We start from the raw sequence: 20,433 nt of genomic DNA, 5'->3' as shown, positions 1-20,433 counted from the left end.
CTAGTGACCGATACCATGGGTCTATTGAGCTTCTACTCAATAATGAGGAATCGCAAGGTGGTTTCGCTTAGAGCAAGCGAGCCTCGGAAAGGCTATCAATCACTTTTTTATGCAATTTCAGTAGTTCAATTTTTGAGGCTAGTGCCTTTCGTTGTTGCTCAGCCGAGCGCCACGTGAAAAATCCTGCCACAACCATCACACTGCCGAAAATCACCAGGATCAATGGAATTCCCACCAGCCCAATCAGAATTCCTAAGTATTTTCGCAACGTGGCTGATCTAAAGTCTCTGCGAGACGCTTCAATTTCTGAAATTATGCCTATTCGTTGTGGATCGACTGCGTAGATAAATTTGCCTGAGATACCGAGTGCAATTAATAGATTATAGGCATCTCCATTGATTGCATTTTTTCCTAGAATGAGATGCATCGTACAGCTGTCAACGCCCAGTAGTTTCTTTAATTTCCCCTCTAGATCTGCCATGATTGCTACATTGTGAAGTCGACCTGCATTTCGAAAATCTAGATACGAAAAGATCCTGAATTCAGAATTCGCATTTGACGGTCCACATTCCAATAATTGATCGGTTAGAGTTATTTCTCGCCATGTTTCCGCCTTCATTGTCATATTCAAAAAATTGTTTGATATCGGATGGATTCGCCTCGACGCAACTAGGAGCTCCTCTCCCTAGGTTCGCTCAGCCCGGAGTGGTTGCGGTGCGCATGGCCGCATGGATGTTGATTTTGCTGTCTATAGACACGTGTCTAAAGTATACATACCTGACACAGTCACTCGATGCGCCCGAGCACGAACCAACCACTCATGGAGGCGCTTGCCCTGGAGTTGAAGGCTCGTCGTCGGGAGCTGGGATTGACTCAGGAGGATTTGGCTGGACGATGCAACCTCGATCGGCCCTACATCAGCTTGATTGAAGTCGCGCGCAAACAGCCCACGTTGAGCGTGCTGTACAGGCTCTCAGAGGCCCTGGAGCTTCCGCTGGGCAACTTCATGGCACGGGTACAGGCACGGTACCTGAAGGGGCACTTAACAGCTCAAGTGCCAACCCGTCAGTAGTTTCGTTGTTCGGGGGCCAAGCAGATGCCGTACGCAAGAAGGGTGTACTGGCAAGCTGCCACGGGCCGTTGGAGGCACATCTGGGTTGGCTGCGGCAAGCTTCGCGGTTGCCGTTGTTCCAACCCAGTTGGGAGTTCCTCAGTTGCGGCTAAGGATCTGCTGCGGTTGCCATTTCCGCCAGGAAGGGGCCCTCTGATGTAGGGCGCTCGAAGATGAGATAGTCGTCGCGATTCTTGCCCAAAATCCACGTTGTGGGCTGCTGCTGGTTTCAAAGACACCTTGTTAAGGTGCGTAGACTGCCCCTGGTCCGGTAGACAAGCCCCGCCTATCCTTTGAGCATAGGGGGGAATGTCATGAGCACCCCGAGGTTACGTCGGAATTCAAGTAGCTCAGATCTCGAAAGAAGATCTGTCTGCTATGCCCTTAATCCATGTTGGCGGCTTACCTCGGCCTGTCCAAGTAGAGCCAGTGGCCGGATCCCGGTACTTCGGCGTACCCGTCCCCATTTTGCGCTTGGAGCCACCGAACACATCCTCGGCCGACAGCTTGTAGTCTGCAACTAGGCTTCGAACTCGGGCTAGAACACCAGCCTTCTCTGCGGCCAAAGCCTGGGCGATCTTAGCTTCAAGCTCAGCTTTCTGCTGGAGAAGCGCCTTGTAATCAACTGTCATGGATTTCACCTAATCTATGTGATAGCAACGCAGAAATTTTATGATATTTTGATGATGCTAGGTTGCGTACTTGCGGTACTGTTGCGCTGGCATGCGGTTTAGCTTGGGAGTAGAAGCCAGCCAGCTTGGCCAGCCCCAAGACCATCCTTAAAAATAAACCAATTTCAAGAATTGATACCAAACATTTGCCTATTCAAGTCCTATTTTGCATGACCCTGTAGGTAGGTTGTTTTACTATTTGTATGTTAGTTTGAAGTTGTATTGAGGGGGGGTCCATTGATAATTATCGGATAAAATGCTTAAGTTAGTATTCTTATTTTTCCACTGTAGAGACAAAAGATCGGCCACCGCCCACGCCATCCAGTCAGATCTGAACTTTCTCTCACCAGCACCCATCTCTCCTTCACTGCCAATATCATTGCGCCAGATCATGGCTGGAATGCGATATCCGGATTCTGTAGTTGGACTGTGGCCGGCCTTGTCAAGCAGATGCCCAACTTCTTGACCATGGTCCGAAAGATAAATCCATGCGCGATAGGGCGATTTGCCTGCAAATCTAGTGAGATCCAGAGTTTTGGATACTACAGAGTCATGATAAAGAATTGCTGAATCGTACTGTTCCCTGAATCCCTTAACCCAAAACGACCTTTTCTTTTCTTGCATCTCATAGTCAATGTCATCCATTGTTTGGGAGAATGGGTTTTCATTCTTTGGATATCTGAGGGCGTAGTGAGGATGCGCGCCTAGCAAATGAACGACTATGAATTTTTTTTCAGCAGAATCATTTAGGGCCATTTCCAGGCCCTCAAGAACTTCTCCGTCTAATGAGGAGGATGAACGCCCAGGGGTCCGATTGACCATTTCAACTGTGTCTGCATAAGCTGCATGACGCGACTCAATAGCCACATCATCATGATTGCTCACCCACCAAATTTTATATCCAGCGGATCGAGCCATCGCCATCAGATGAACAGACTGTTCACCATTAGCGCCTTGCAGCGAGAACATACTTTCAAACGCAGGAACTGTGCTTGCATCCAAAGACCAAGCATCACGGAATATCACCATATCACGCCCTAGTTCCTTTCGCCTCAAAGACAATATTGGAGTTGTATTTCTCTTATACCCGTAGACTCCCATGTTGTCGCGGTTAATGCTATCGGCAATTACTAGGACGACAACCGATCCACCTTTGCGATCTATTTTTGGAGATATTGCATTTGCTCGAAAGAGTTGATCTTCACGAGAAGATGCTTGGGTTTTCCAATTGCTCTTCACCACAGATACAGATTTATACCAATCCTGCCAAAAAAACACTGGGTGCAATCGTCTCCACGGCTTACTAAGATGTGCAACCACACTAACTAGCATAAGAAGAAGAATGAATCCCGATAATAGCCGAGATGAGTTCGTTGCATCAGCGCGCGCGATCATCAGAAGTTTTCCTGAGAAAAGCATTAGAGCCAATAGACCAGAGCCTAGTATCAAGAAACGTACTGAATTTGCAAAAAGATATTCAGCACTTTCGCGGATATTTGTGTTTGCCGCTGCCTCCAGTACAAGGGAGCTCTCCGGAGAGGCTCCATATGCCTCCTTCAGAAAATATCGAACGATGCCATCAATGTAGAAGATTGATGTTGCAATCCAAACAAATACTCTGGAAAAACAACCGATATCTTTCTTCTTCAAGCCCCAGAAGATAAAAATACCGAAAGGAAGGTATAGGAAAAAAGATTTTGCGGCTCTGAGGCTGTCTTGTCCTAACAGGGAGACGAAAAAAGTTGATATCAGGAGCAGCGCAGCCACCACCCCTGATTTTTCCATCTTACTATGGATTATTTTCCAAAATTTTTTCACTGACAAACCGAAAAAATGGCGCTCACTCAATAAAGTGGCAAAGGCAACTATACAACTATCTATGAATTCTGAGGAAATATCAAGCCGATACTCGTAACGCCATTTTCGGACCTTGCAAAAACACTTCCCATGTGAAGCCTAGCGATGGCTGAAACAATTGCCAAACCCAATCCGTGATTTTTATTTGCATATGACCGCGAAGAGTCTGCTCTGTAGAATCTATCAAATAGTCTAGGTAGGTGCTCTGGGTGTATAGTTTTGCCTTCATTTGTCACAGTCAACTCAATAATAGAGGTTTTTATTTCGGTGGATTCTGATAAATTCTCATGTCTTCGAATATCCACCAATATTTTCCCTCCCATATTGGCATATCGTGTGGCATTCCCTAATAAATTCGAGAGAGCACGACGTACTAAACTTGCATCAAATACGCCACTGGCATCACCATGCACTTCCACTTCTAAGCCAGCCTCCATAATTGCAGCTTCGTGAAAGTCTATAACCTCTCTCGCTAGATCTGCGAGGCTGCAGATTTTTATAAGCCGCGCCCCATTGCCGCGGTCGGCATTCGAAAGAAATAGCATATCAGCAACGATATTGGCCATTCTGTGTAAATCTTCCAGGTTAGAAGATAGGACATCAATAAGCTCTTCGGAGGTTCTGCGTTTCCTGAGCGCTAGCTCTGAGCTACTTATCAAAGTAGAAAGTGGAGTATTCAACTCATGCGCAACATCGGCATTGAATGATTCCATTTGTTTGTAAGCAACCGATAGCCTATCTAGAAGATCATTGATTTGACCTATAAGCGGTCGAAGTTCTTGTGGTTGCTGGCTATCATCCAGCCTATGTATTAGGTTCTGTGCCGAGACTTGCCGCACCTGAGTTATCAGAAATTTTATCGGTGATAAACCCTTCTTGACCAGCCAGACACTCGATATCGAAACAATTAGTGTACTTGCGATAGCGGCAATACCCAAGGTCCATGCCAAATGCCGCAATATCAAATCGTCGGGACTTCTGTCTAATATCAGTGTAACCACAACACTTTGAGACATCCCATCGAATTTTTGAAGCTTGGCGAAGAACTCTCTTTTGATGGTGTTTTTATGATGTCTAACAAGATCAAATAAAGCTTCCCCATTTTTTTCATCTTTTCTGACTAGCAGGGACAGATCGTCATGTCCGCTCAGAAAATCCAGCAGGGTTCCTTGCAAAGACTCTGAGTCTACTTGTGATTTACTTTCATTTAACATGCGCTCTAAAGCGATCTGCTTGTGATCAAGCGCGTCAGCCTGTTTGGCAGATAGTGTTTGAGCGATTACCAGATAGACGGTAATGCAAACAATGCCTAGTCCAAGAATAGTTTGAAAAGCAAGGGAAATCGACAGGCGAGTGGATAAAGGACGAGTTGCTTTATTCTTTTTTTTGTTATTTTTCATCTTGATTCCATAATATAGCCCATTCCTCGAACCGTATGCAGCAATATTTTGTCAAATGGTTCATCTATTTTTAGCCTAAGTCTTCGAATTGCCACTTCAACCACATTCGTCTCAGAGTCAAAATTCATTGACCAAACTTGTGACGCGAGTTCGGAGCGCGAGATAATCTCACCCTGCCTTCTGGTTAAAAGTATCAATAGACTAAATTCCTTGGCAGTTAAATCAAGCCTTTTACCTGCTCTAAAAGCCCGCTGCCTTGCAAGATCTATCTCCAAATCATGAATTCTCAAAATTGTTGGTTCAGCTGACGGCTTGTTGAAGACAGGGGATCTTCTGAGTAGCGCCCTCACGCGTGCAACCAGTTCGGAAAAAGCAAAAGGCTTGACCATATAGTCATCTGCACCACATTTCAAGCCAGTAACCCGATCTTCAACAGACGATCTTGCAGTAAGCATTAAAACGGATGTCTGTTTGGATTGGCGAAGAGCAGTTAGGACCGCCAATCCGTCTATTCCAGGAAGCATTCCATCTAGAATGATCAAATCATATTCTATGGTAGCTGCTTTATTGAGTCCGGTAATCCCATCGGAGGCTGAGTCAACGGAGAAGCCTTCGTCAACCAAGCCGCGAGCAAGCTGGTCCACCAACTTCCCATCATCCTCAATTATTAGGATTCTCATGGGGCGGATTTTGATCCTAAGATCCTGGCGCTTGGATGATAAATTTGTCATCTTATTATCAGGATGCAGCCGGATAGCGTCCCCTATAGTGCCCTTCGCCCACCACATGCGCTTGCGCATAAATATTTCAGGGCACTACAGCGACCGACAGGCACATGGGCTTTGCCGGGCAGGAGTTTCATACATGAACTTGGTAACCTTACGTGGCAAGAGTAGGCTTCGCACAAGCCTTTGCCAAACCTTGCTAGTCAGCATGTTGGCTGGAGCGGGTTTGGCCCACGCCGTCCCCACGAGCTCAAGCGGCCCCACCACAGCGTCAAGTGAGGCGCCCCCGTCCCTGACTCTCGCTGTCGCGGTCGAGAAGGCCCTCGCGACTCATCCAAGCCTTCGCGCGGCTGAGTTCGGCCTGTCGGCCAGCGACGGCGCCGTGCTCCAGAGCAAAGCTCGCCCTAACCCTGAGCTGTCTTACTTGCAAGAAGATACCCGCAGTCGTACCAAGACATCAACTGTGCAGTGGAACCAGCTGATAGAGGTTGGAGGCAAGCGCGATGCTCGGATGCGCATTGCTGAACGGGGACGCGACGTTGCACAAGCCGAGCTGGCAGCTACCCGCGCCAACATCCGTGCTGACGTGAGGGCGACTTTCTACAGCCTCTTGGCGGCCCAGGAGCGCGTGACTGTTGCAAAACAGACATTGGAAATTGTGAGAAATGCGCGCGAGGCCGCGACCAAACGCGTTGCTGCAGGCAAGGTCGCCCCATTGGAAGAAAGCCGCGCAAAGGTGGCAGAGTCTGGAGCCGAGCTTGAACTGGGTAAGGCCGAGTCAGACCTGAGAGTCGCTCGCCAACAAATGCAGGCACTTCTGGGCGGACAAGGCTTTGCATTCGGTCCAGCGCTTGGCACGTTCGATATCGCCCCCGAAGCTCCTGCGGCCCCAGACTTGTTGATGCGGCTGGAGGAATCGCCTGCCATCAGGCAAGCGCGCTCGTTCCTGGAGCAAAGCCGTGCGTCCGCAGATCTGGAACGTGCCAAGCGCATGCCGGACCCCACCGTGAGCTTAGGCGTTAAGCGGGCCCAAGAGGTTGGACGGAATCAATTGGTACTGGGGGTTTCGATCCCACTGCCGGTGCTGGACACCAACCGGGGCAACCAGATACAGGCGCTGCGCCTCGCGGATCAGGCTGAAGAGAAGCTTCAAGCGTTGCGCGTTCAGATGCAGACGAATCTCTTCCAGGCGCGTGAACAGCTGGAGACTAGCCGTCGTCTTGCACAGCAACTTTCAACCCAAGTCCTGCCCACGGCCCAGACGGCTTATGAAGCCGCAGTGAAGGGCTTTTCACTCGGGAAGTTTAGCTACCTCGACGTACTAGATGCACAGCGCACGTGGTTCGACGCACGTAGCCAGTACCTAAGCCAGCTGCTGTCCACCCACAGTGCCGTCGCAGATCTCGAGCGCCTGCTCGGTACACAAGCTGACCAGTAAACCTCTGAGCCTCAAACATGAACACGAACTCTTCTCCAAGTTCTAAGCGCAGCACAGTTATCGCAATTGTGAGCATCCTATCCGTAGGGGTCCTGGCAGCGACTTTAATTCTTCGAAACGGCTCTTCGAGCCCCCCGCCTGCGGGCGAAAAAGCAGCTCAATCCCAGGAAAAAGGTCACGGCCATGGTGAAGCGGCAAGTCATGCCGACCAAGAGCACCATGGTGAGAAGGCAACAAAGGCTCACAAGGATGAGGACGGCCATGCCGACGGTGAGCATCATGAGGAAAGTGGCGAAAACAAAGCCTCTGCCAAGCCTGCTGCAGAGGCTGGTCACGATGACGATGAAGGCGTGATTCCCATGGACGCGCAGCGTATCAAGGTCGCCGGGGTAAAAGTGGCTCAAGCTGGGCCAGCGACCGTGCGCAGCTTGCTTCAACTGCCAGGTGAAATCCGCTTCAATGAAGACCGGACGGCACACGTTGTCCCTCGCGTCGCGGGCGTTGCCGAAAGTGTGCCGGCCAATCTTGGGCAAAGCGTAAAAAAGGGCCAACTCTTGGCTGTACTGAGCAGTGTCGCCGTGTCAGAACAACGAAGCGAGTTGCTTGGCGCTCAGAAGCGCCTAGCACTGGCGCGCACCACCTATCAACGCGAGAAGCAACTCTGGGAAGAAAAAGTTTCCGCAGAGCAAGACTATCTGCAAGCGCAGCAGGTACTACGCGAGGCTGAGATCGCTGTCTCCAACGCCGAGCAGAAGTTGGCAGCAACCGGGGCGGGAGCTGGCTCTGCTGCTGGGCTCAACCGGTTCGAGCTACGAGCGCCGTTCGATGGCGTCATCGTGGAAAAGCATCTTTCTATCGGTGAGGCTGTCCTGGACACAACGCAGGTTTTCACGATTTCCGACCTCCGCTCCGTCTGGGCCGAGATGCGAGTCTCCGCCCCAGACATGCCATCAGTTCGTGTAGGGGAAAAGGCGACGGTTCGTGCAACGGCTTTCGAATCGACAGCGACCGGCGAGGTTTCCTACGTTGGCGCACTCATTGGTCAAGACACGCGAACGGCCCCCGCCCGCATCACTTTGCCTAACCCGGATGGTGCATGGCGTCCAGGCCTGTTTGTGAACGTGGAGGTCACCGCATCATCCCAAGATGCAGCGCTCACAGTAGTGTCGACAGCGATTCAGCGTATTGAGAACCAGCAAACTGTCGTGTTCGTTCCGGTCGAAGGTGGATTCCGGGCTCAGCCCGTCCGTGTCGGTCGCTCGGACACGAAAAACACCGAGATTCTTGAAGGCCTCAAGCCGGATCAAGCGTATGTGGCTGAAGGCAGTTTTCTGCTGAAGGCAGAGCTTGGCAAAGCCACCGCAGAGCATGCTCACTGAGGCGGGGATCGGAGACCTTCATGTTTGAACGCATCATCCGCTTCGCCATCGAGCAGCGTTGGCTCGTACTGCTTGCCGTGTTTGGCATGGCCGCGCTAGGCGTGTTTAGCTATCAGCGCCTAGCAATCGACGCTGTGCCCGACATCACCAATGTCCAGGTGCAGATCAACACCCAGGCGCCTGGATATTCTCCGCTCGAAACTGAACAGCGTGTCACCTACCCCATAGAAACTGTGATGGCAGGGCTCCCAAATCTGGAGCAGACGCGCTCGCTATCGCGCTACGGCCTGTCCCAGGTCACCGTGGTGTTTAAGGACGGCACCGACATCTACTTCGCACGCCAGTTGGTCAACGAACGCATGCAGCAGGCCCGCGAAAACCTGCCTGATGGCGTAACGCCAACGTTAGGGCCGATCTCAACAGGTTTGGGAGAAATCTACCTGTGGACCGTGGAAGCGGAGGAAGGCGCTAAGAAGCCTGACGGTTCGCCATACACGCCCATGGATCTGCGCGAGATTCAAGACTGGGTGATCAAGCCCCAGTTGCGTAATGTGCCTGGCGTGACCGAGATCAACTCTATCGGCGGCTACGCGAAGGAATACCTGGTCGCACCGTCGCCTGCCAAGCTTTCAGCTTACGGGTTCACACTCGCCGATATCGTGGCCGCGCTTCAGCGTAACAACGCAAACGTCGGTGCGGGCTACATCGAGCGCCAAGGTGAGCAATATCTGATACGAGCGCCTGGTCAGGTCAAGGGAATAGCGGACATTCGCGAAGTCATCGTTGGGTCTGCTCAGGGGCAACCGATACGCATCCGAGACTTGGCTGAAGTAGGCCTAGGACGTGAACTGCGTACCGGTGCTGCGACTGACAATGGCCGCGAGGTCGTGCTTGGTACAGTGTTCATGCTGATTGGCGAGAACAGCCGAAAGGTATCCCAGGCGGTCGATATACGCATGCGGGAGATCAACCGCAACCTGCCCGAAGGTGTCAAAGCTGTCACTGTTTACGACCGCACCAACCTGGTCGACAAAGCTATCGCCACGGTCAAGAAAAACCTGATCGAGGGCGCCACCTTGGTGGTGGTGATCCTCTTCCTGTTCCTGGGCAACCTTCGCGCCGCGTTGATCACAGCAATGATCATCCCGCTGTCCATGCTTTTCACGTTCACAGGCATGGTGTACTACAAGGTCAGCGCCAACCTCATGAGCTTGGGGGCATTGGACTTCGGCATCATCATTGACGGTGCAGTCGTGATTGTGGAGAACTGTGTGAGGCGCTTGGCCCATGCGCAGGAGGCACGCGGCCGCCCGCTCACTCGCAGTGAGCGTTTCCATGAGGTATTTGCTGCGGCAAAGGAAGCTCGACGGCCCCTGCTGTTCGGTCAGCTGATCATCATGGTGGTCTATCTACCCATCTTTGCGCTCACCGGTGTGGAAGGAAAGATGTTCCACCCCATGGCACTGACCGTGGTCATCGCCTTGGCCGGAGCCATGCTGCTGTCGATCACCTTCATTCCGGCTGCGGTTGCCCTGTTCATGGGCGACAAAGTAGCGGAAAAAGAAAACCGCATCATGAGTTGGGCACGCCGTTCTTACTCGCCCATCCTGGCAAGAGTCATGGCAGCCCCTGCAGTAGTTCTGACAACCGCTTGTGTAGCGGTGGTCCTTAGCCTGCTGCTGGCGACACGCCTAGGTAGTGAATTCGCTCCCAACCTCAATGAAGGCGACTTTGCGATCCAAGCACTTCGCATTCCTGGCACCAGCCTCACACAGTCGCTGGAGATGCAGATCCAGATCGAGAACACCTTGAAGAAGGAGTTTCCTGAAATTGACCGTGTGTTCGCACGTACCGGTACCGCCGAGATTGCGTCAGATCCTATGCCGCCCAACATCTCGGACGGCTACATCATGCTAAAGCCCAAGGATCAATGGCCCGATCCTTCGCGTTCTCGCGACGATTTATTGGCTGCGATTCAAAAGACCGCAGACAGCGTGCCAGGCAACAACTACGAGTTTTCCCAGCCGATCCAACTCCGTTTTAACGAACTGATTTCTGGCGTGCGTAGCGACGTAGCCGTAAAGATTTTCGGTGATGACATGTCCGTACTGGAGAAGAACGCACAAACTGTGGCTGGCATGCTTCAGCAAATCCAGGGCGCGTCAGAAGTGAAAATTGAGCAGACGACAGGCCTGCCGATGCTCACAGTGCAAATCGATCGCGAAAAAGCTTCACGCTACGGCCTCAACATGGGGGATGTGCAAGACACCATCAGTGTTGCGCTGGGGGGCGGAGAAGCGGGGATTGTTTTCGAAGGGGACAAGCGCTTCGACATCCAGGTTCGCTTGCCCGAGGACATTCGCAATGATGTGGAGGCTCTGAGCCGACTTCCGATTGCGTTGCCAAAGGGAGCAGATGGCCGGGTGGGGTTCGTGCCGCTGTCCTCAGTCGCGACTTTTGAGACGGCTCCTGGCCCAAATCAAGTCAGCCGAGAAGATGGTAAACGCCGTATCGTCGTCAGTGCAAACGTACGTGGACGTGACATCGGCTCCTTCGTGAACGAAGCTGAGCAACGCCTCGAAAGCCTTCAGCTACCAGCGGGATACTGGACCCGCTGGGGCGGAACATTCGAAAACTTAGAGTCGGCGCGTCAACGTCTCATGATTGTGGTACCTGTCGCTCTGCTGATGGTCTTCGTCTTGCTCTTCGCAATGTTCGGCAATGCTCGAGACGGGCTCATCGTGTTTACAGGTATCCCGTTCGCGCTCACGGGCGGCATCTTGGCGTTGTGGCTGCGAGACATACCACTGTCCATTACTGCCGCTGTAGGATTCATTGCTCTGTCAGGGGTCGCTGTGCTCAATGGCTTGGTGATGATCTCTTACTTCCGGACGTTGCGTGAGGAAGGCAAGAGCGTGCCAGACGCCGTAACGGAAGGGGCGCTCACACGACTACGCCCAGTCCTTATGACGGCTTTGGTAGCTTCGCTAGGCTTCGTACCTATGGCTATCGCCACAGGCACAGGAGCGGAAGTGCAGCGTCCCCTTGCAACAGTAGTCATAGGCGGCATCCTCTCCTCCACGATGCTGACACTGCTCGTCCTGCCCCTGCTGTACAGGCTCATCCACAGGAACGACCCTTCGGAAGGCGACGTTCAACAGAATCCCGAGGATGGGGCATCGTCCTCGGGTGAGGTGGCGATCGCGTAACTTGGGACCGTGATCGCTTTTCAGGCCATGGCCAAAAGCCATGGCCCTTTTTATGTCAATTAGATTACAGCATTGTCATGGCAATGTGTGCGTCCTGTGGGGGCAGCTTTTCTATAGTAGAGCCATCTACTCGGGTCCAACAAAGCCACGAATAGAAATTCAAAATCTCTTGAAAGGATCTCGAAATGAAGCACCGTCGTCTTAACATTGCATCCTCTATCGCTGCATTGGTCGCTTCGACCGCATTCATTCTTCCTGGCATAGCCGCAGCCGAAAGCTATCAGCATCCCGCGAACAATGAAGCAGGCGTGAAAACCTACCCCGAGCACTTCAACTCACAAAAGACCCGGGAACAAGTTAAAGCTGAGGCAGGTACGGCCGCTCGCGAGGGCGGAAGCAATCGATTCAATACTGGCGCTTATCCAGCGTCCTCCAAGCAAGCAAATGCCGGAAAGACCCGTCAAGAAGTCATTAACGAATTGCTTAAGGAGACTCCAGAACAGCGTGATGCACGTCAACGCGCAATGGGTGGTTGAAATAAGTTGTGGATGACGAATCGGAGCTGCGTGATCAGCGGGCATGCTCTAGCCAATGGATAGATTCGTTGTAATAGTGAAAATGATAATCCCATATCTTTAGAACGTAGTTCTTTGGATATGGGATTTTTTGTATTTGGCTCAATAAGAAGAGCTAGTCATGTTAAATAAAAATCGAAGCTTGCTTCGAAAGATTTCATCCAATCTAACAGTTAGCCCAGCAGTCTTGATTATTGCGACTGGTGTTTGGCTTGCAACTGTGGGGAACATCCCCCTGTGGAAGACTCTGCTCCAGTTGCAAGAGGAAATTGGGGTAACATTTTTTATAGGATTTTTAGTTGCAGTTGCTGCGCTAAACATCTCTCTTCTTTCAATATTTGCTTTGGGGCCACTACTTAAGCCAGTATTGGTTGGGGCAATACTTGTAAATTCCATCACTAGCTACTTCATGCTGAGCTACGGGATCGTAATAGATCCTGGAATGATACGAAATACATTGCAAACTGATATCGGAGAAGCAATTGATCTTCTAAGCTACGAATTACTGGTAACGGTACTTGGATTTTCAATAATCCCCATATTCTTGATTATTCTGGCCGGCGTAAAAAAGACGACTGCAATCAAGGCAATATTTACATCTGTACTATTGGCATTCCTAGGACTTGCCTTGGCTTTAGTGTGCATTTTCCTCATTTATCAACCTTTCTCGTCGATAATGAGAAATCATACGAAAATGAGGTACCAAATTAGTCCTTTGAATACATTTTACTCAACAATAAAGGTGGCTACAAACCCTCTGGATAGAAGAAGCTTAAAAATAGAAAAAATCGGTCAAGATGCAAAAATACAAACTAACGAGCTAGTCAATGGCGAAGAACCAATATTGCTACTCATAGTTGGAGAAACAGCAAGAGCCGAAAACTTCGGAATCAATGGCTATGAGAGGAATACAACGCCACTGCTATCGAAGCGAGCTGACATCTTCTCCTCAAAGAACGCATGGTCTTGCGGCACCAGTACCGCTGAGTCGTTGCCCTGTATGTTTTCTCACTTAGATCGAGAAGACTATGCATCAAGGAAAGTAAACCACGAAAACATGCTGGATGTCCTGGCTAAGGCTGGGCTTTCGGTTTACTGGTTGGACAACCAGTCTGGTTGCAAAGGAGTTTGCGCTAGGGTTGCGACCGAATACTACAGATATGAGCCAAGCAATCCGCTTTGCGAAAAAGATGGCGTCTGCCAGGACTCTGCCATGCTGGTTGGCCTCAAGGATCGCATTCAGTCATCTTCATCGATGAAAAACGGGAAAGGAAAAGTAATCGTACTTCATCAAATGGGAAGTCATGGGCCTGCATATTACAAAAGGTCTAGTCTCTCAAGAAAGACATTTAAACCCGAATGCGAGTCGGCAGCGCTCCAAAGTTGTACGCAACAAGAAGTCGTGAACGCTTACGACAACAGCATCATCGAGACGGACTACTTTATTAACAACGCCATAGATTGGCTGAAGAACTCATTTCCCGCTGCGCCAACTGCACTCATGTACGTATCCGATCACGGAGAATCATTAGGTGAAAATAATATTTATCTGCACGGGCTTCCATATTCTTTTGCACCGAAAGGGCAGAAAAACATACCATGGGTAATGTGGGTATCAAAGCCAATGGAAATCTCAAGCGGTACAAGTTTAGCGTGCTTGAAAAGCAAAAATCTCAACATCAAAATAAGCCACGATAACTACTTTCACACAGTCTTAGGTCTGCTGGATGTGCAGACGAATGTCTACGATAAGACTCTAGACATAGCTGCTTCTTGCACAAGTGAGAACTGACGACAGCATGACAAATTTGTAATCAACTTAGGCGCTAATGGCGGATATCATATTTATTCATAGTTTGTCAACCTCAAAGCACAACATTTCAACAAATCTTCGAAGGAAGATTAGAAAAGGGGTATGAAATGAGCGAAGTTCGTTTTGAAGACATAGCATTGCGAATCAGAACGCAAAGGCTCGCACTAATTGCAAGCAATATTGCCAATGCGGACACACCTGGGTATCAAGCAAAAGACTTGGACTTCAAGGCAGCGCTTGAAAGAAGTTCTGCCAACATGTTGTCGGTTAAGGAGACGAAAAAGGGGCATATCCCAAGCTCAGAGTTGAAGTCCATATACGACACTGAAGTCGCCTACCGCCCGGCCTCACAGAACTCTCTCGATAAAAACACGGTGGATTTAGATCAGGAGCGTGCTAGTTTCATTGACAACGCAATACGCACGGAGTTGGCAATGAAACAAGCTGTGGATGAGTATATGGAAATCGGAGAAATGTTATCCAAACTTGTCTAGACACGGATCTTAACAAATTAGGAAGCTTATCATGGGATTCAGCAGCTGGTTATTCGGAAAAGGACATCACCGTAAAAATGATGGACATCACAAAAATTCCAGTGGATACCTTAAAAGAGGTAGTTACGGCGAAGTGGGATATGCATGCCCAACATGCCGAACACCAAACTCCGCAACAAGCAGATTTTGTGGCCAGTGTGGAGTTTCCTTAGTATGTCGTGGATGCGACGCAAATTTAGTTGCAGGCGCAAAATTTTGCGCGCAATGTGGAAGAGAAAATCTTTAAGTTGACGCTTGCCAAGTCAACTGGCACGCTGCGATAAAGGTATAGCTATCTCCTGTTGTCGATTAAATATCATGAAAAAAAAACTTCGTCTAGACATACCGGTAGTTCTATCATCTATTTCAACAAGCGATGACCTTTTGGTGAGACGCTTACTAAGTGATATTCAAAGTAGGGATGGTGTCGAGAAGGTCCATCTGGATGCTGGCAAAGATGGCGAATGGCCTAAATTGTGCATTCACTATGATTCAGAAAAATTACCACTGATTCGTATTAGAGAGCTAGTTGAGGCAGCAGGATCCAGGATATCCGACCGCTGGGGACACTTTCTTATAGAATTTGAAGGTATAAACCATGCCAGAAAAGCCCGCACTGTAGAGACTAAGCTTCTTGGTCTAAGTGGAGTTATAGAGGCGCAGGTGAGCCCGACTGGCCAAGTTCATGTGGATTTTGACAAGAATAAAATAAAAGAAGTTGATATTCTGGATGCTCTCCGAGATTTAAATATTAATCCCACTCAACCTGAGTTAGGTAATTCGGGGTTCAGGAAAGAACGTCCGCAATCCAAAAATGAAAATGATCATGGCCATGATCACGGGGGAGGAATTCTGGGGAAAAATGCAGAGATGGTATTCGCTATCACCTGCGGGGTGCTTCTTGCACTTGGCGTAGCGATTGAGAAATTTCTCCCCTCCTTGCCGGCTTGGTTTCCAATCGGAATTTACGTTCTAGCATATTTCTTCGGTGGATACTTTACTCTCAGAGAGGCACTGGAGAATCTTCGGCTCAAGCGGTTTGAAATTGATACACTCATGCTAGTGGCCGCCGGAGGAGCCGCGGCGCTGGGCTCATGGGCAGAGGGTTCCCTACTCCTATTTTTATTCAGTTTAGGTCACGCTCTTGAGCACTACGCGATGGGACGTGCAAAGCGAGCCATTGAAGCACTTGCCGAGCTAGCGCCCAACAGTGCAACAGTCCGGAGAGATGGTCAAGTACTAGAAGTTGCAGTTGAAGAGCTGGTTGTAGGAGACTTGGTTCTCATGAAGCCAAATGAGCGGATTGCCGCTGACGGCTTTATCGTCCGAGGAAATTCCGCAGTTAACCAGGCGCCTGTCACTGGGGAAAGTATTCCCGTAGATAAGAAGGCCGTGGAAGATGCGGAGAAGGCTAGATTAAATCCTGATGCCATTAATTCGGAGTCAAAGGTGTTCGCTGGCACAATCAATGGTGCTGGAGGTATCGAAATTGAGGTGACCAGAAAATCTGCGGACTCGGCTCTTGCTCGAGTCGTGAAAATGGTCAGTGAGGCCGAGACACTCAAATCTCCAACTCAACGCTTCACCGAAAAATTCGAAAGAATATTTGTTCCAGCCGTTCTGATACTTGCCTTTGCGCTCCTGTTTGCATGGGTTGTCATTGATGAGCCATTTCGTGATAGCTTTTACCGCGCTATGGCAGTATTGGTTGCAGCAAGCCCCTGTGCACTCGCCATTGCTACACCCAGTGCAGTGCTATCAGGTATAGCTCGTGCAGCACGAGGTGGTGTTTTGATAAAGGGTGGAGCCCCCTTAGAAGAGTTGGGATCTCTCAATGCGATTGCATTCGATAAAACCGGAACATTGACCGAAGGACGTCCACGCATAACTGATATCGTGCCAGCGAAAGGTATTACACAGGAAGAGCTTTTGCAAGTAGCTGTAGCGGTAGAGTCCCTTAGCGACCATCCGCTGGCTGCTGCAATTGTGAAAGACGCTGGCGAGAAGTTAGTGAATCAGCGGAATCTAGTAGCTAGCGATCTTGAAAATCTTATTGGCCGCGGCGTAAAAGCAAGCATTAATGCTGAACCTGTCTGGATTGGTAAATCCGAGATGTTCGGTATTGAAGACATCCCCAAACTAAGCGCTGAATCACAGCAAATCATTGACAATCTGAGAGAATCTGGTCGTACAACGATGTTTGTCCGATTTGGAGACAGAGATCTGGGGGCCATTGGATTACTCGACACCCCGAGAGCTGGTGCTAAAGAGGCGTTGAAGGCACTGCGGAGCCTGGGTATAACGCGGATGATAATGATATCCGGTGATCATCAAAAAGTCGCCGATGCAGTTGCTCAGGAAGTTGGTCTGGATGAGGCCTGGGGCGATCTGATGCCTGAAGACAAAGTCAAAGCCATACGAGATCTTAAGAAGAAAACCAAGGTGGCAATGGTTGGCGACGGGGTGAATGATGCCCCCGCTATGGCCAACTCTACTGTTGGAATTGCGATGGGAGCAGCTGGTTCTGATGTTGCGCTGGAAACTGCTGATGTTGCCCTTATGGCAGATGATCTCAGGCATTTGCCTTTTGCAGTGGGTCTGAGTCGGCATACAAGATCAGTGATCCGTCAGAATGTCTTTGTCAGCCTTGGCATAGTGGCAGTTTTAGTGCCGGCGACTATTATGGGCCTCAGTATCGGAGCCGCTGTAGCAGTGCATGAAGGCTCGACTTTACTAGTTGTATTCAATGCGTTGAGGCTTCTGGCATACAAAAAAAAGCAGCCTGCATTTTGATCAGATAAGACTAAAATCTCTTATTTTTTGTATTGGCCTCGTGTAGATGGGGCCCATCTTTCATGGGTTCAATAAAAAAAATGAATGAGAAAGGATTTGGTTTCAGTAAGCCATTTTTTCTCACTCACATGGTTTTTCCAATCCTTCCAATAATAGCAATATCTTACATATTGATGATTGCTGGCGGAGATTTTTGGCTGACAACAAAAATCTACAAATATCAAGGTTACGAATGGCGCCTGACAGATCATTGGATTGCAGCTAAGATACTCCATAAAGGAGGGAAGAATGTTAGTTTGACAGCTCTCCTAATACTTATAGCAATAGTTTGCTCTTCATTTTTCAAAGTTGGTTCTTCTTTTCGGACTTGGAGACTTCCTCTGATCTATCTGAGTAGTTCTGTATTGCTATGTGTCTTTTCTATTGGGATCTTAAAGACAGTTACCAACATGGACTGCCCTTGGAGCCTTGCTGAATTTGGAGGAGATCGACCATTTGTGGGTTTGTTTGAACATCGGCCATCAAGCATTGGGAGAGGAAATTGTTTCCCTGCTGGACATGCTAGTGCCGGATACGCTTGGATTGGTCTATACTTTTTTTTCTTAATGTCCAAGCCTTTGTTTAGATGGCGAGGACTTGCGATAGGCATTACTCTGGGGTTGATCTTTGGTTTGACTCAGCAACTTCGAGGCGCCCACTTCATATCCCATGATTTATGGGCGCTAGCCATTTGCTGGTACATCTCAGCGCTGACATACATAGTATTTTCACTAAAGACTCAATATCGTGTTGGATAAATCAACTAGTCCCCAAATCTTTGTTAATCACCAAAAATCACGAAGAGGACTTTCTCGCATATTTTACGCAACAAGCTATTCATGGAGCGGCTTAAAAGATGCTTGGGAAGAACCCGCATTCAGACTTGAGGCGATGCTGGCCCTGGTTTTGATCCCTTTATCAATAGTAGTTGGCAATGGATTGCTTGAGATATTATTTCTTCTTTCCGGTGTTTTTCTAGTATTGATAGTTGAAATATTGAATTCGGCCATTGAGTCAGCCATAGATAGATTTGGCCAAGAAGAAAATGAGCTATCCAGAAAAGCAAAGGACCTTGGAAGCGCTGCAGTATTTGTGGCTATAATTTTCTGCACTATTATTTGGTGCACATTAATTTTTAAAAATATATGGATCGATAAATAAAAAAAGCCCACATAATAGTGGGGCTTTTAAATTGAGAATTAATTATCCACCGAACTCATATTCATTCTGAGAGACGAAAATTGATCGTCCTTGCGGATCAAATCCAACAGGTGCAAACTTGGCTATAGGGACTTCAGTATGATAGATGGAGTCCGCCTTCCAGATCAGAGTCTTTCCGTTGCTTATGAATTGGATGATTTCACCACAGGTTATATTTATTGGACCTTTCTGGGAAAGATCAATTGTTCTGTAGCTCGTAGACTGGACTTCATAGCCGTAGTACGACTTCCCTGTAGGAAAGTAGTCCGCGTTAGCTTGGCCCGCAACAAGCAGCAGGACAGCGGTAGTGAACGGCAGTGCAAATTTCATTACGGTTCCTTTCAAAAAAATTGCCATGAGGCGAACACCTCATGGCAATTACTATAGGCTAGGCAATATTTTAATTGACCGGCTGAATGGTTACGTTTTCGTCATAGTTCAGAAAGCCAATCTCAATTTCCTATCAGAAGGAGTGGCGGATGCCCACTTCTGCACCCGTGGAGCTACCGCCAGCGGCCAGTCCAGCAGCTCCACCCACCAGGCTAAAGTTTGCGCCGCCCTTGTTGGTGACACGTGCAATCGTGCCGTACAGCGCAGTGCGGCGTGACATGTTGTGCACGTAGCCAATAGCGAACTTGTTGGCGTCGCTACCGTTATAGGCGGCCGGGCCTCCGCGCGAGTCTGTACGCACATAGTTGGCACGAATGTAGTCCTTGCCAACGGGAACAGTGACGCCAATTTGCCAGCGGTCCTCAGACCCTACAGCACGCGAGCCATACATACCATAGGGCAAATCATCACGCTGGAAGTAGCCCATCAGGGTTGCCACTCCAAAGTTGTAGGAAGCGGCCGCACCGTATTGCTTGAGCTTTGCGCCCGAGGCGTTGACATCGGTCGCGCCATACGAAACGGACATGCTCAGAGGACCATTGTCATAGGCCAAACGACCCGCGATATGGCGGCCAACGCTGGTCAACGGGTCTTCATCCATGGCATACATCGCCTCAGCCTGCAAACCGTTCCACTTGGGTGAGAAGTACTGGATAGCGTTGTCATGACGATAGTAGGACGCAAACGCACCAGGCATGCGGCTAGTAACGTTTGAACCGGCCAAACCAATCACGTTAAACGGGTCGTACTTGGTCGCATTTTGGGAAGCAGGCGAGAAATCGCGTCCGAGACGAACTTCACCAAAATTGCCCATCAAGCTAATTGTCGATCGACGCTGGAAGAACTTACCAGTCGAACTGAACGTACCGGTATCAGCAGCAATGTCAGATTCAAGCCAGAAACCCGCTTTCAAGCCACCGCCCAGATCCTCAACACCGCGCAGTCCCCAACGACCAGACGCGAGACCACTGTTGTTCATGGTCAGGTTGCTGGGAAGGTTGCTGTTGTTCACGTAACGCGTGTTCACGTCAACGATACCGAACAGTTCGACGGAAGATTGGGCGCTGGCACCGGCAGCCACGCCTGCCAGGGACAGCGCGACTATGTGTTTGAAGTTCATGATCATTTCCTTAAGAAAACTGTTGATTGATGCCTGCTTCGGGCATCAGCAGAAATCGTAAACGTCGCGCGCAAAAATATCGCTGGATGAAAAGGAATGAGTAAGGTTGCGCAAGTCAAATTCGCTGATTTCTAGATTTCACGAACCATGCCACCAACAATCCGAGCTTTCGAGGCCTAT

The 20,433-nt window shown here is 49.4% G+C and carries 18 protein-coding genes; 11 read left to right on the top strand and 7 right to left on the bottom strand.

Going from position 1 to position 20,433, the window contains the following annotated elements; all coding sequences use genetic code 11:
• Nucleotides 1-67: 67 nt before the first annotated feature.
• Nucleotides 68-481: a hypothetical protein gene (locus tag KDK82_RS32135; RefSeq protein WP_128422634.1), complete on the bottom strand. Its 414-nt coding sequence runs from the start codon at nt 479-481 to the stop codon at nt 68-70.
• A gap of 312 nt (nt 482-793) precedes the next feature.
• Here KDK82_RS32135 and KDK82_RS16280 point away from each other — a divergent pair, with 312 nt between their 5' ends.
• Entirely contained in the window at nt 794-1,072 is a 279-nt protein-coding gene (locus KDK82_RS16280; RefSeq protein WP_046238508.1) for a helix-turn-helix domain-containing protein, read from the top strand.
• 389 nt (nt 1,073-1,461) lie between these two features.
• Here KDK82_RS16280 and KDK82_RS16275 read toward each other — a convergent pair whose 3' ends face one another.
• The 4 genes from KDK82_RS16275 to KDK82_RS16260 all read right to left on the bottom strand — a co-directional run bounded on the left by KDK82_RS16275 (nt 1,462) and on the right by KDK82_RS16260 (nt 5,719).
• On the bottom strand, nt 1,462-1,743 hold the full coding sequence (locus tag KDK82_RS16275; protein WP_080945266.1) for an H-NS histone family protein: 282 nt from the start codon (nt 1,741-1,743) through the stop codon (nt 1,462-1,464).
• 234 nt (nt 1,744-1,977) lie between these two features.
• Nucleotides 1,978-3,630, bottom strand: coding sequence for a phosphoethanolamine transferase (locus KDK82_RS16270; RefSeq protein ID WP_227740894.1), 1,653 nt, complete (start codon nt 3,628-3,630; stop codon nt 1,978-1,980).
• Nucleotides 3,631-3,659: 29 nt separating this feature from the next.
• A complete protein-coding gene (locus KDK82_RS16265; RefSeq protein WP_080945264.1) occupies nt 3,660-5,039 on the bottom strand; it encodes a heavy metal sensor histidine kinase in 1,380 nt (459 codons plus the stop codon).
• Nucleotides 5,036-5,719, bottom strand: a complete 684-nt coding sequence (locus KDK82_RS16260) for a heavy metal response regulator transcription factor (RefSeq protein WP_080945274.1) — start codon at nt 5,717-5,719, stop codon at nt 5,036-5,038. The genes KDK82_RS16265 and KDK82_RS16260 overlap by 4 nt, the downstream gene beginning before the upstream one ends.
• 184 nt (nt 5,720-5,903) lie before the next feature.
• On the opposite strand from KDK82_RS16260, the gene KDK82_RS16255 reads away from it, so the two are divergent.
• The 10 genes from KDK82_RS16255 to KDK82_RS16210 all read left to right on the top strand — a co-directional run bounded on the left by KDK82_RS16255 (nt 5,904) and on the right by KDK82_RS16210 (nt 18,704).
• A complete protein-coding gene (locus tag KDK82_RS16255) occupies nt 5,904-7,202 on the top strand; it encodes a TolC family protein (protein WP_046238507.1) in 1,299 nt (432 codons plus the stop codon).
• 17 nt (nt 7,203-7,219) lie between these two features.
• On the top strand, nt 7,220-8,581 hold the full coding sequence (locus KDK82_RS16250; RefSeq protein ID WP_046238506.1) for an efflux RND transporter periplasmic adaptor subunit: 1,362 nt from the start codon (nt 7,220-7,222) through the stop codon (nt 8,579-8,581).
• A 20-nt stretch (nt 8,582-8,601) separates the two neighbouring features.
• Nucleotides 8,602-11,790, top strand: coding sequence for an efflux RND transporter permease subunit (locus tag KDK82_RS16245; RefSeq protein WP_046238505.1), 3,189 nt, complete (start codon nt 8,602-8,604; stop codon nt 11,788-11,790).
• A 185-nt stretch (nt 11,791-11,975) separates the two neighbouring features.
• Nucleotides 11,976-12,326, top strand: a complete 351-nt coding sequence (locus tag KDK82_RS16240; RefSeq protein WP_080945263.1) for a DUF4148 domain-containing protein — start codon at nt 11,976-11,978, stop codon at nt 12,324-12,326.
• Nucleotides 12,327-12,486: 160 nt separating this feature from the next.
• Nucleotides 12,487-14,157, top strand: coding sequence for a phosphoethanolamine transferase (locus tag KDK82_RS16235; protein ID WP_088165624.1), 1,671 nt, complete (start codon nt 12,487-12,489; stop codon nt 14,155-14,157).
• Nucleotides 14,158-14,285: 128 nt separating this feature from the next.
• A complete protein-coding gene (gene flgB, locus KDK82_RS16230; protein ID WP_046238784.1) occupies nt 14,286-14,672 on the top strand; it encodes a flagellar basal body rod protein FlgB in 387 nt (128 codons plus the stop codon).
• A 31-nt stretch (nt 14,673-14,703) separates the two neighbouring features.
• Nucleotides 14,704-14,958 (top strand): zinc ribbon domain-containing protein, encoded by a 255-nt coding sequence (locus KDK82_RS16225; RefSeq protein ID WP_080945288.1) that lies wholly within the window; start codon nt 14,704-14,706, stop codon nt 14,956-14,958.
• Between the two features lie 71 nt (nt 14,959-15,029).
• Nucleotides 15,030-17,504 carry a heavy metal translocating P-type ATPase gene (locus KDK82_RS16220; protein ID WP_080945289.1) on the top strand — a complete coding sequence of 825 codons (2,475 nt, stop codon included), beginning with the start codon at nt 15,030-15,032 and terminating at the stop codon, nt 17,502-17,504.
• Nucleotides 17,505-17,584: 80 nt separating this feature from the next.
• Nucleotides 17,585-18,301 (top strand): phosphatase PAP2 family protein, encoded by a 717-nt coding sequence (locus KDK82_RS16215; RefSeq protein ID WP_080945290.1) that lies wholly within the window; start codon nt 17,585-17,587, stop codon nt 18,299-18,301.
• Nucleotides 18,291-18,704: a diacylglycerol kinase gene (locus KDK82_RS16210; RefSeq protein WP_227740895.1), complete on the top strand. Its 414-nt coding sequence runs from the start codon at nt 18,291-18,293 to the stop codon at nt 18,702-18,704. Before KDK82_RS16215 ends, KDK82_RS16210 begins: the two co-directional genes overlap by 11 nt.
• 42 nt (nt 18,705-18,746) lie before the next feature.
• Here KDK82_RS16210 and KDK82_RS16205 read toward each other — a convergent pair whose 3' ends face one another.
• Both KDK82_RS16205 and KDK82_RS16200 read right to left on the bottom strand, forming a co-directional pair.
• Entirely contained in the window at nt 18,747-19,073 is a 327-nt protein-coding gene (locus tag KDK82_RS16205) for a CzcE family metal-binding protein (protein ID WP_080945292.1), read from the bottom strand.
• A gap of 133 nt (nt 19,074-19,206) precedes the next feature.
• On the bottom strand, nt 19,207-20,253 hold the full coding sequence (locus KDK82_RS16200; protein ID WP_046238786.1) for a porin: 1,047 nt from the start codon (nt 20,251-20,253) through the stop codon (nt 19,207-19,209).
• Between the last annotated feature and the right edge of the window lie 180 nt (nt 20,254-20,433).

Origin of the sequence: Delftia sp. K82, assembly GCF_002193035.1 — a bacterium.
Classification (GTDB): Bacteria; Pseudomonadota; Gammaproteobacteria; order Burkholderiales; family Burkholderiaceae_C; genus Comamonas; species Comamonas acidovorans.
This window is presented reverse-complemented; position numbering and strand designations above follow the sequence as displayed.

What these genes read in the sequence shown, in the direction of transcription:
- KDK82_RS32135 (WP_128422634.1), bottom strand. Translation starts at nt 481, where the DNA reads ATGGCAGATCTAGAGGGGAAATTAAAGAAACTACTGGGCGTTGACAGC.
- KDK82_RS16280 (WP_046238508.1), top strand. Translation starts at nt 794, where the DNA reads ATGCGCCCGAGCACGAACCAACCACTCATGGAGGCGCTTGCCCTGGAG.
- KDK82_RS16275 (WP_080945266.1), bottom strand. Translation starts at nt 1,743, where the DNA reads ATGACAGTTGATTACAAGGCGCTTCTCCAGCAGAAAGCTGAGCTTGAA.
- KDK82_RS16265 (WP_080945264.1), bottom strand. Translation starts at nt 5,039, where the DNA reads ATGAAAAATAACAAAAAAAAGAATAAAGCAACTCGTCCTTTATCCACT.
- KDK82_RS16260 (WP_080945274.1), bottom strand. Translation starts at nt 5,719, where the DNA reads ATGAGAATCCTAATAATTGAGGATGATGGGAAGTTGGTGGACCAGCTT.
- KDK82_RS16255 (WP_046238507.1), top strand. Translation starts at nt 5,904, where the DNA reads ATGAACTTGGTAACCTTACGTGGCAAGAGTAGGCTTCGCACAAGCCTT.
- KDK82_RS16250 (WP_046238506.1), top strand. Translation starts at nt 7,220, where the DNA reads ATGAACACGAACTCTTCTCCAAGTTCTAAGCGCAGCACAGTTATCGCA.
- KDK82_RS16245 (WP_046238505.1), top strand. Translation starts at nt 8,602, where the DNA reads ATGTTTGAACGCATCATCCGCTTCGCCATCGAGCAGCGTTGGCTCGTA.
- KDK82_RS16240 (WP_080945263.1), top strand. Translation starts at nt 11,976, where the DNA reads ATGAAGCACCGTCGTCTTAACATTGCATCCTCTATCGCTGCATTGGTC.
- KDK82_RS16235 (WP_088165624.1), top strand. Translation starts at nt 12,487, where the DNA reads ATGTTAAATAAAAATCGAAGCTTGCTTCGAAAGATTTCATCCAATCTA.
- flgB (WP_046238784.1), top strand. Translation starts at nt 14,286, where the DNA reads ATGAGCGAAGTTCGTTTTGAAGACATAGCATTGCGAATCAGAACGCAA.
- KDK82_RS16225 (WP_080945288.1), top strand. Translation starts at nt 14,704, where the DNA reads ATGGGATTCAGCAGCTGGTTATTCGGAAAAGGACATCACCGTAAAAAT.
- KDK82_RS16220 (WP_080945289.1), top strand. Translation starts at nt 15,030, where the DNA reads ATGAAAAAAAAACTTCGTCTAGACATACCGGTAGTTCTATCATCTATT.
- KDK82_RS16215 (WP_080945290.1), top strand. Translation starts at nt 17,585, where the DNA reads ATGAATGAGAAAGGATTTGGTTTCAGTAAGCCATTTTTTCTCACTCAC.
- KDK82_RS16205 (WP_080945292.1), bottom strand. Translation starts at nt 19,073, where the DNA reads ATGAAATTTGCACTGCCGTTCACTACCGCTGTCCTGCTGCTTGTTGCG.
- KDK82_RS16200 (WP_046238786.1), bottom strand. Translation starts at nt 20,253, where the DNA reads ATGAACTTCAAACACATAGTCGCGCTGTCCCTGGCAGGCGTGGCTGCC.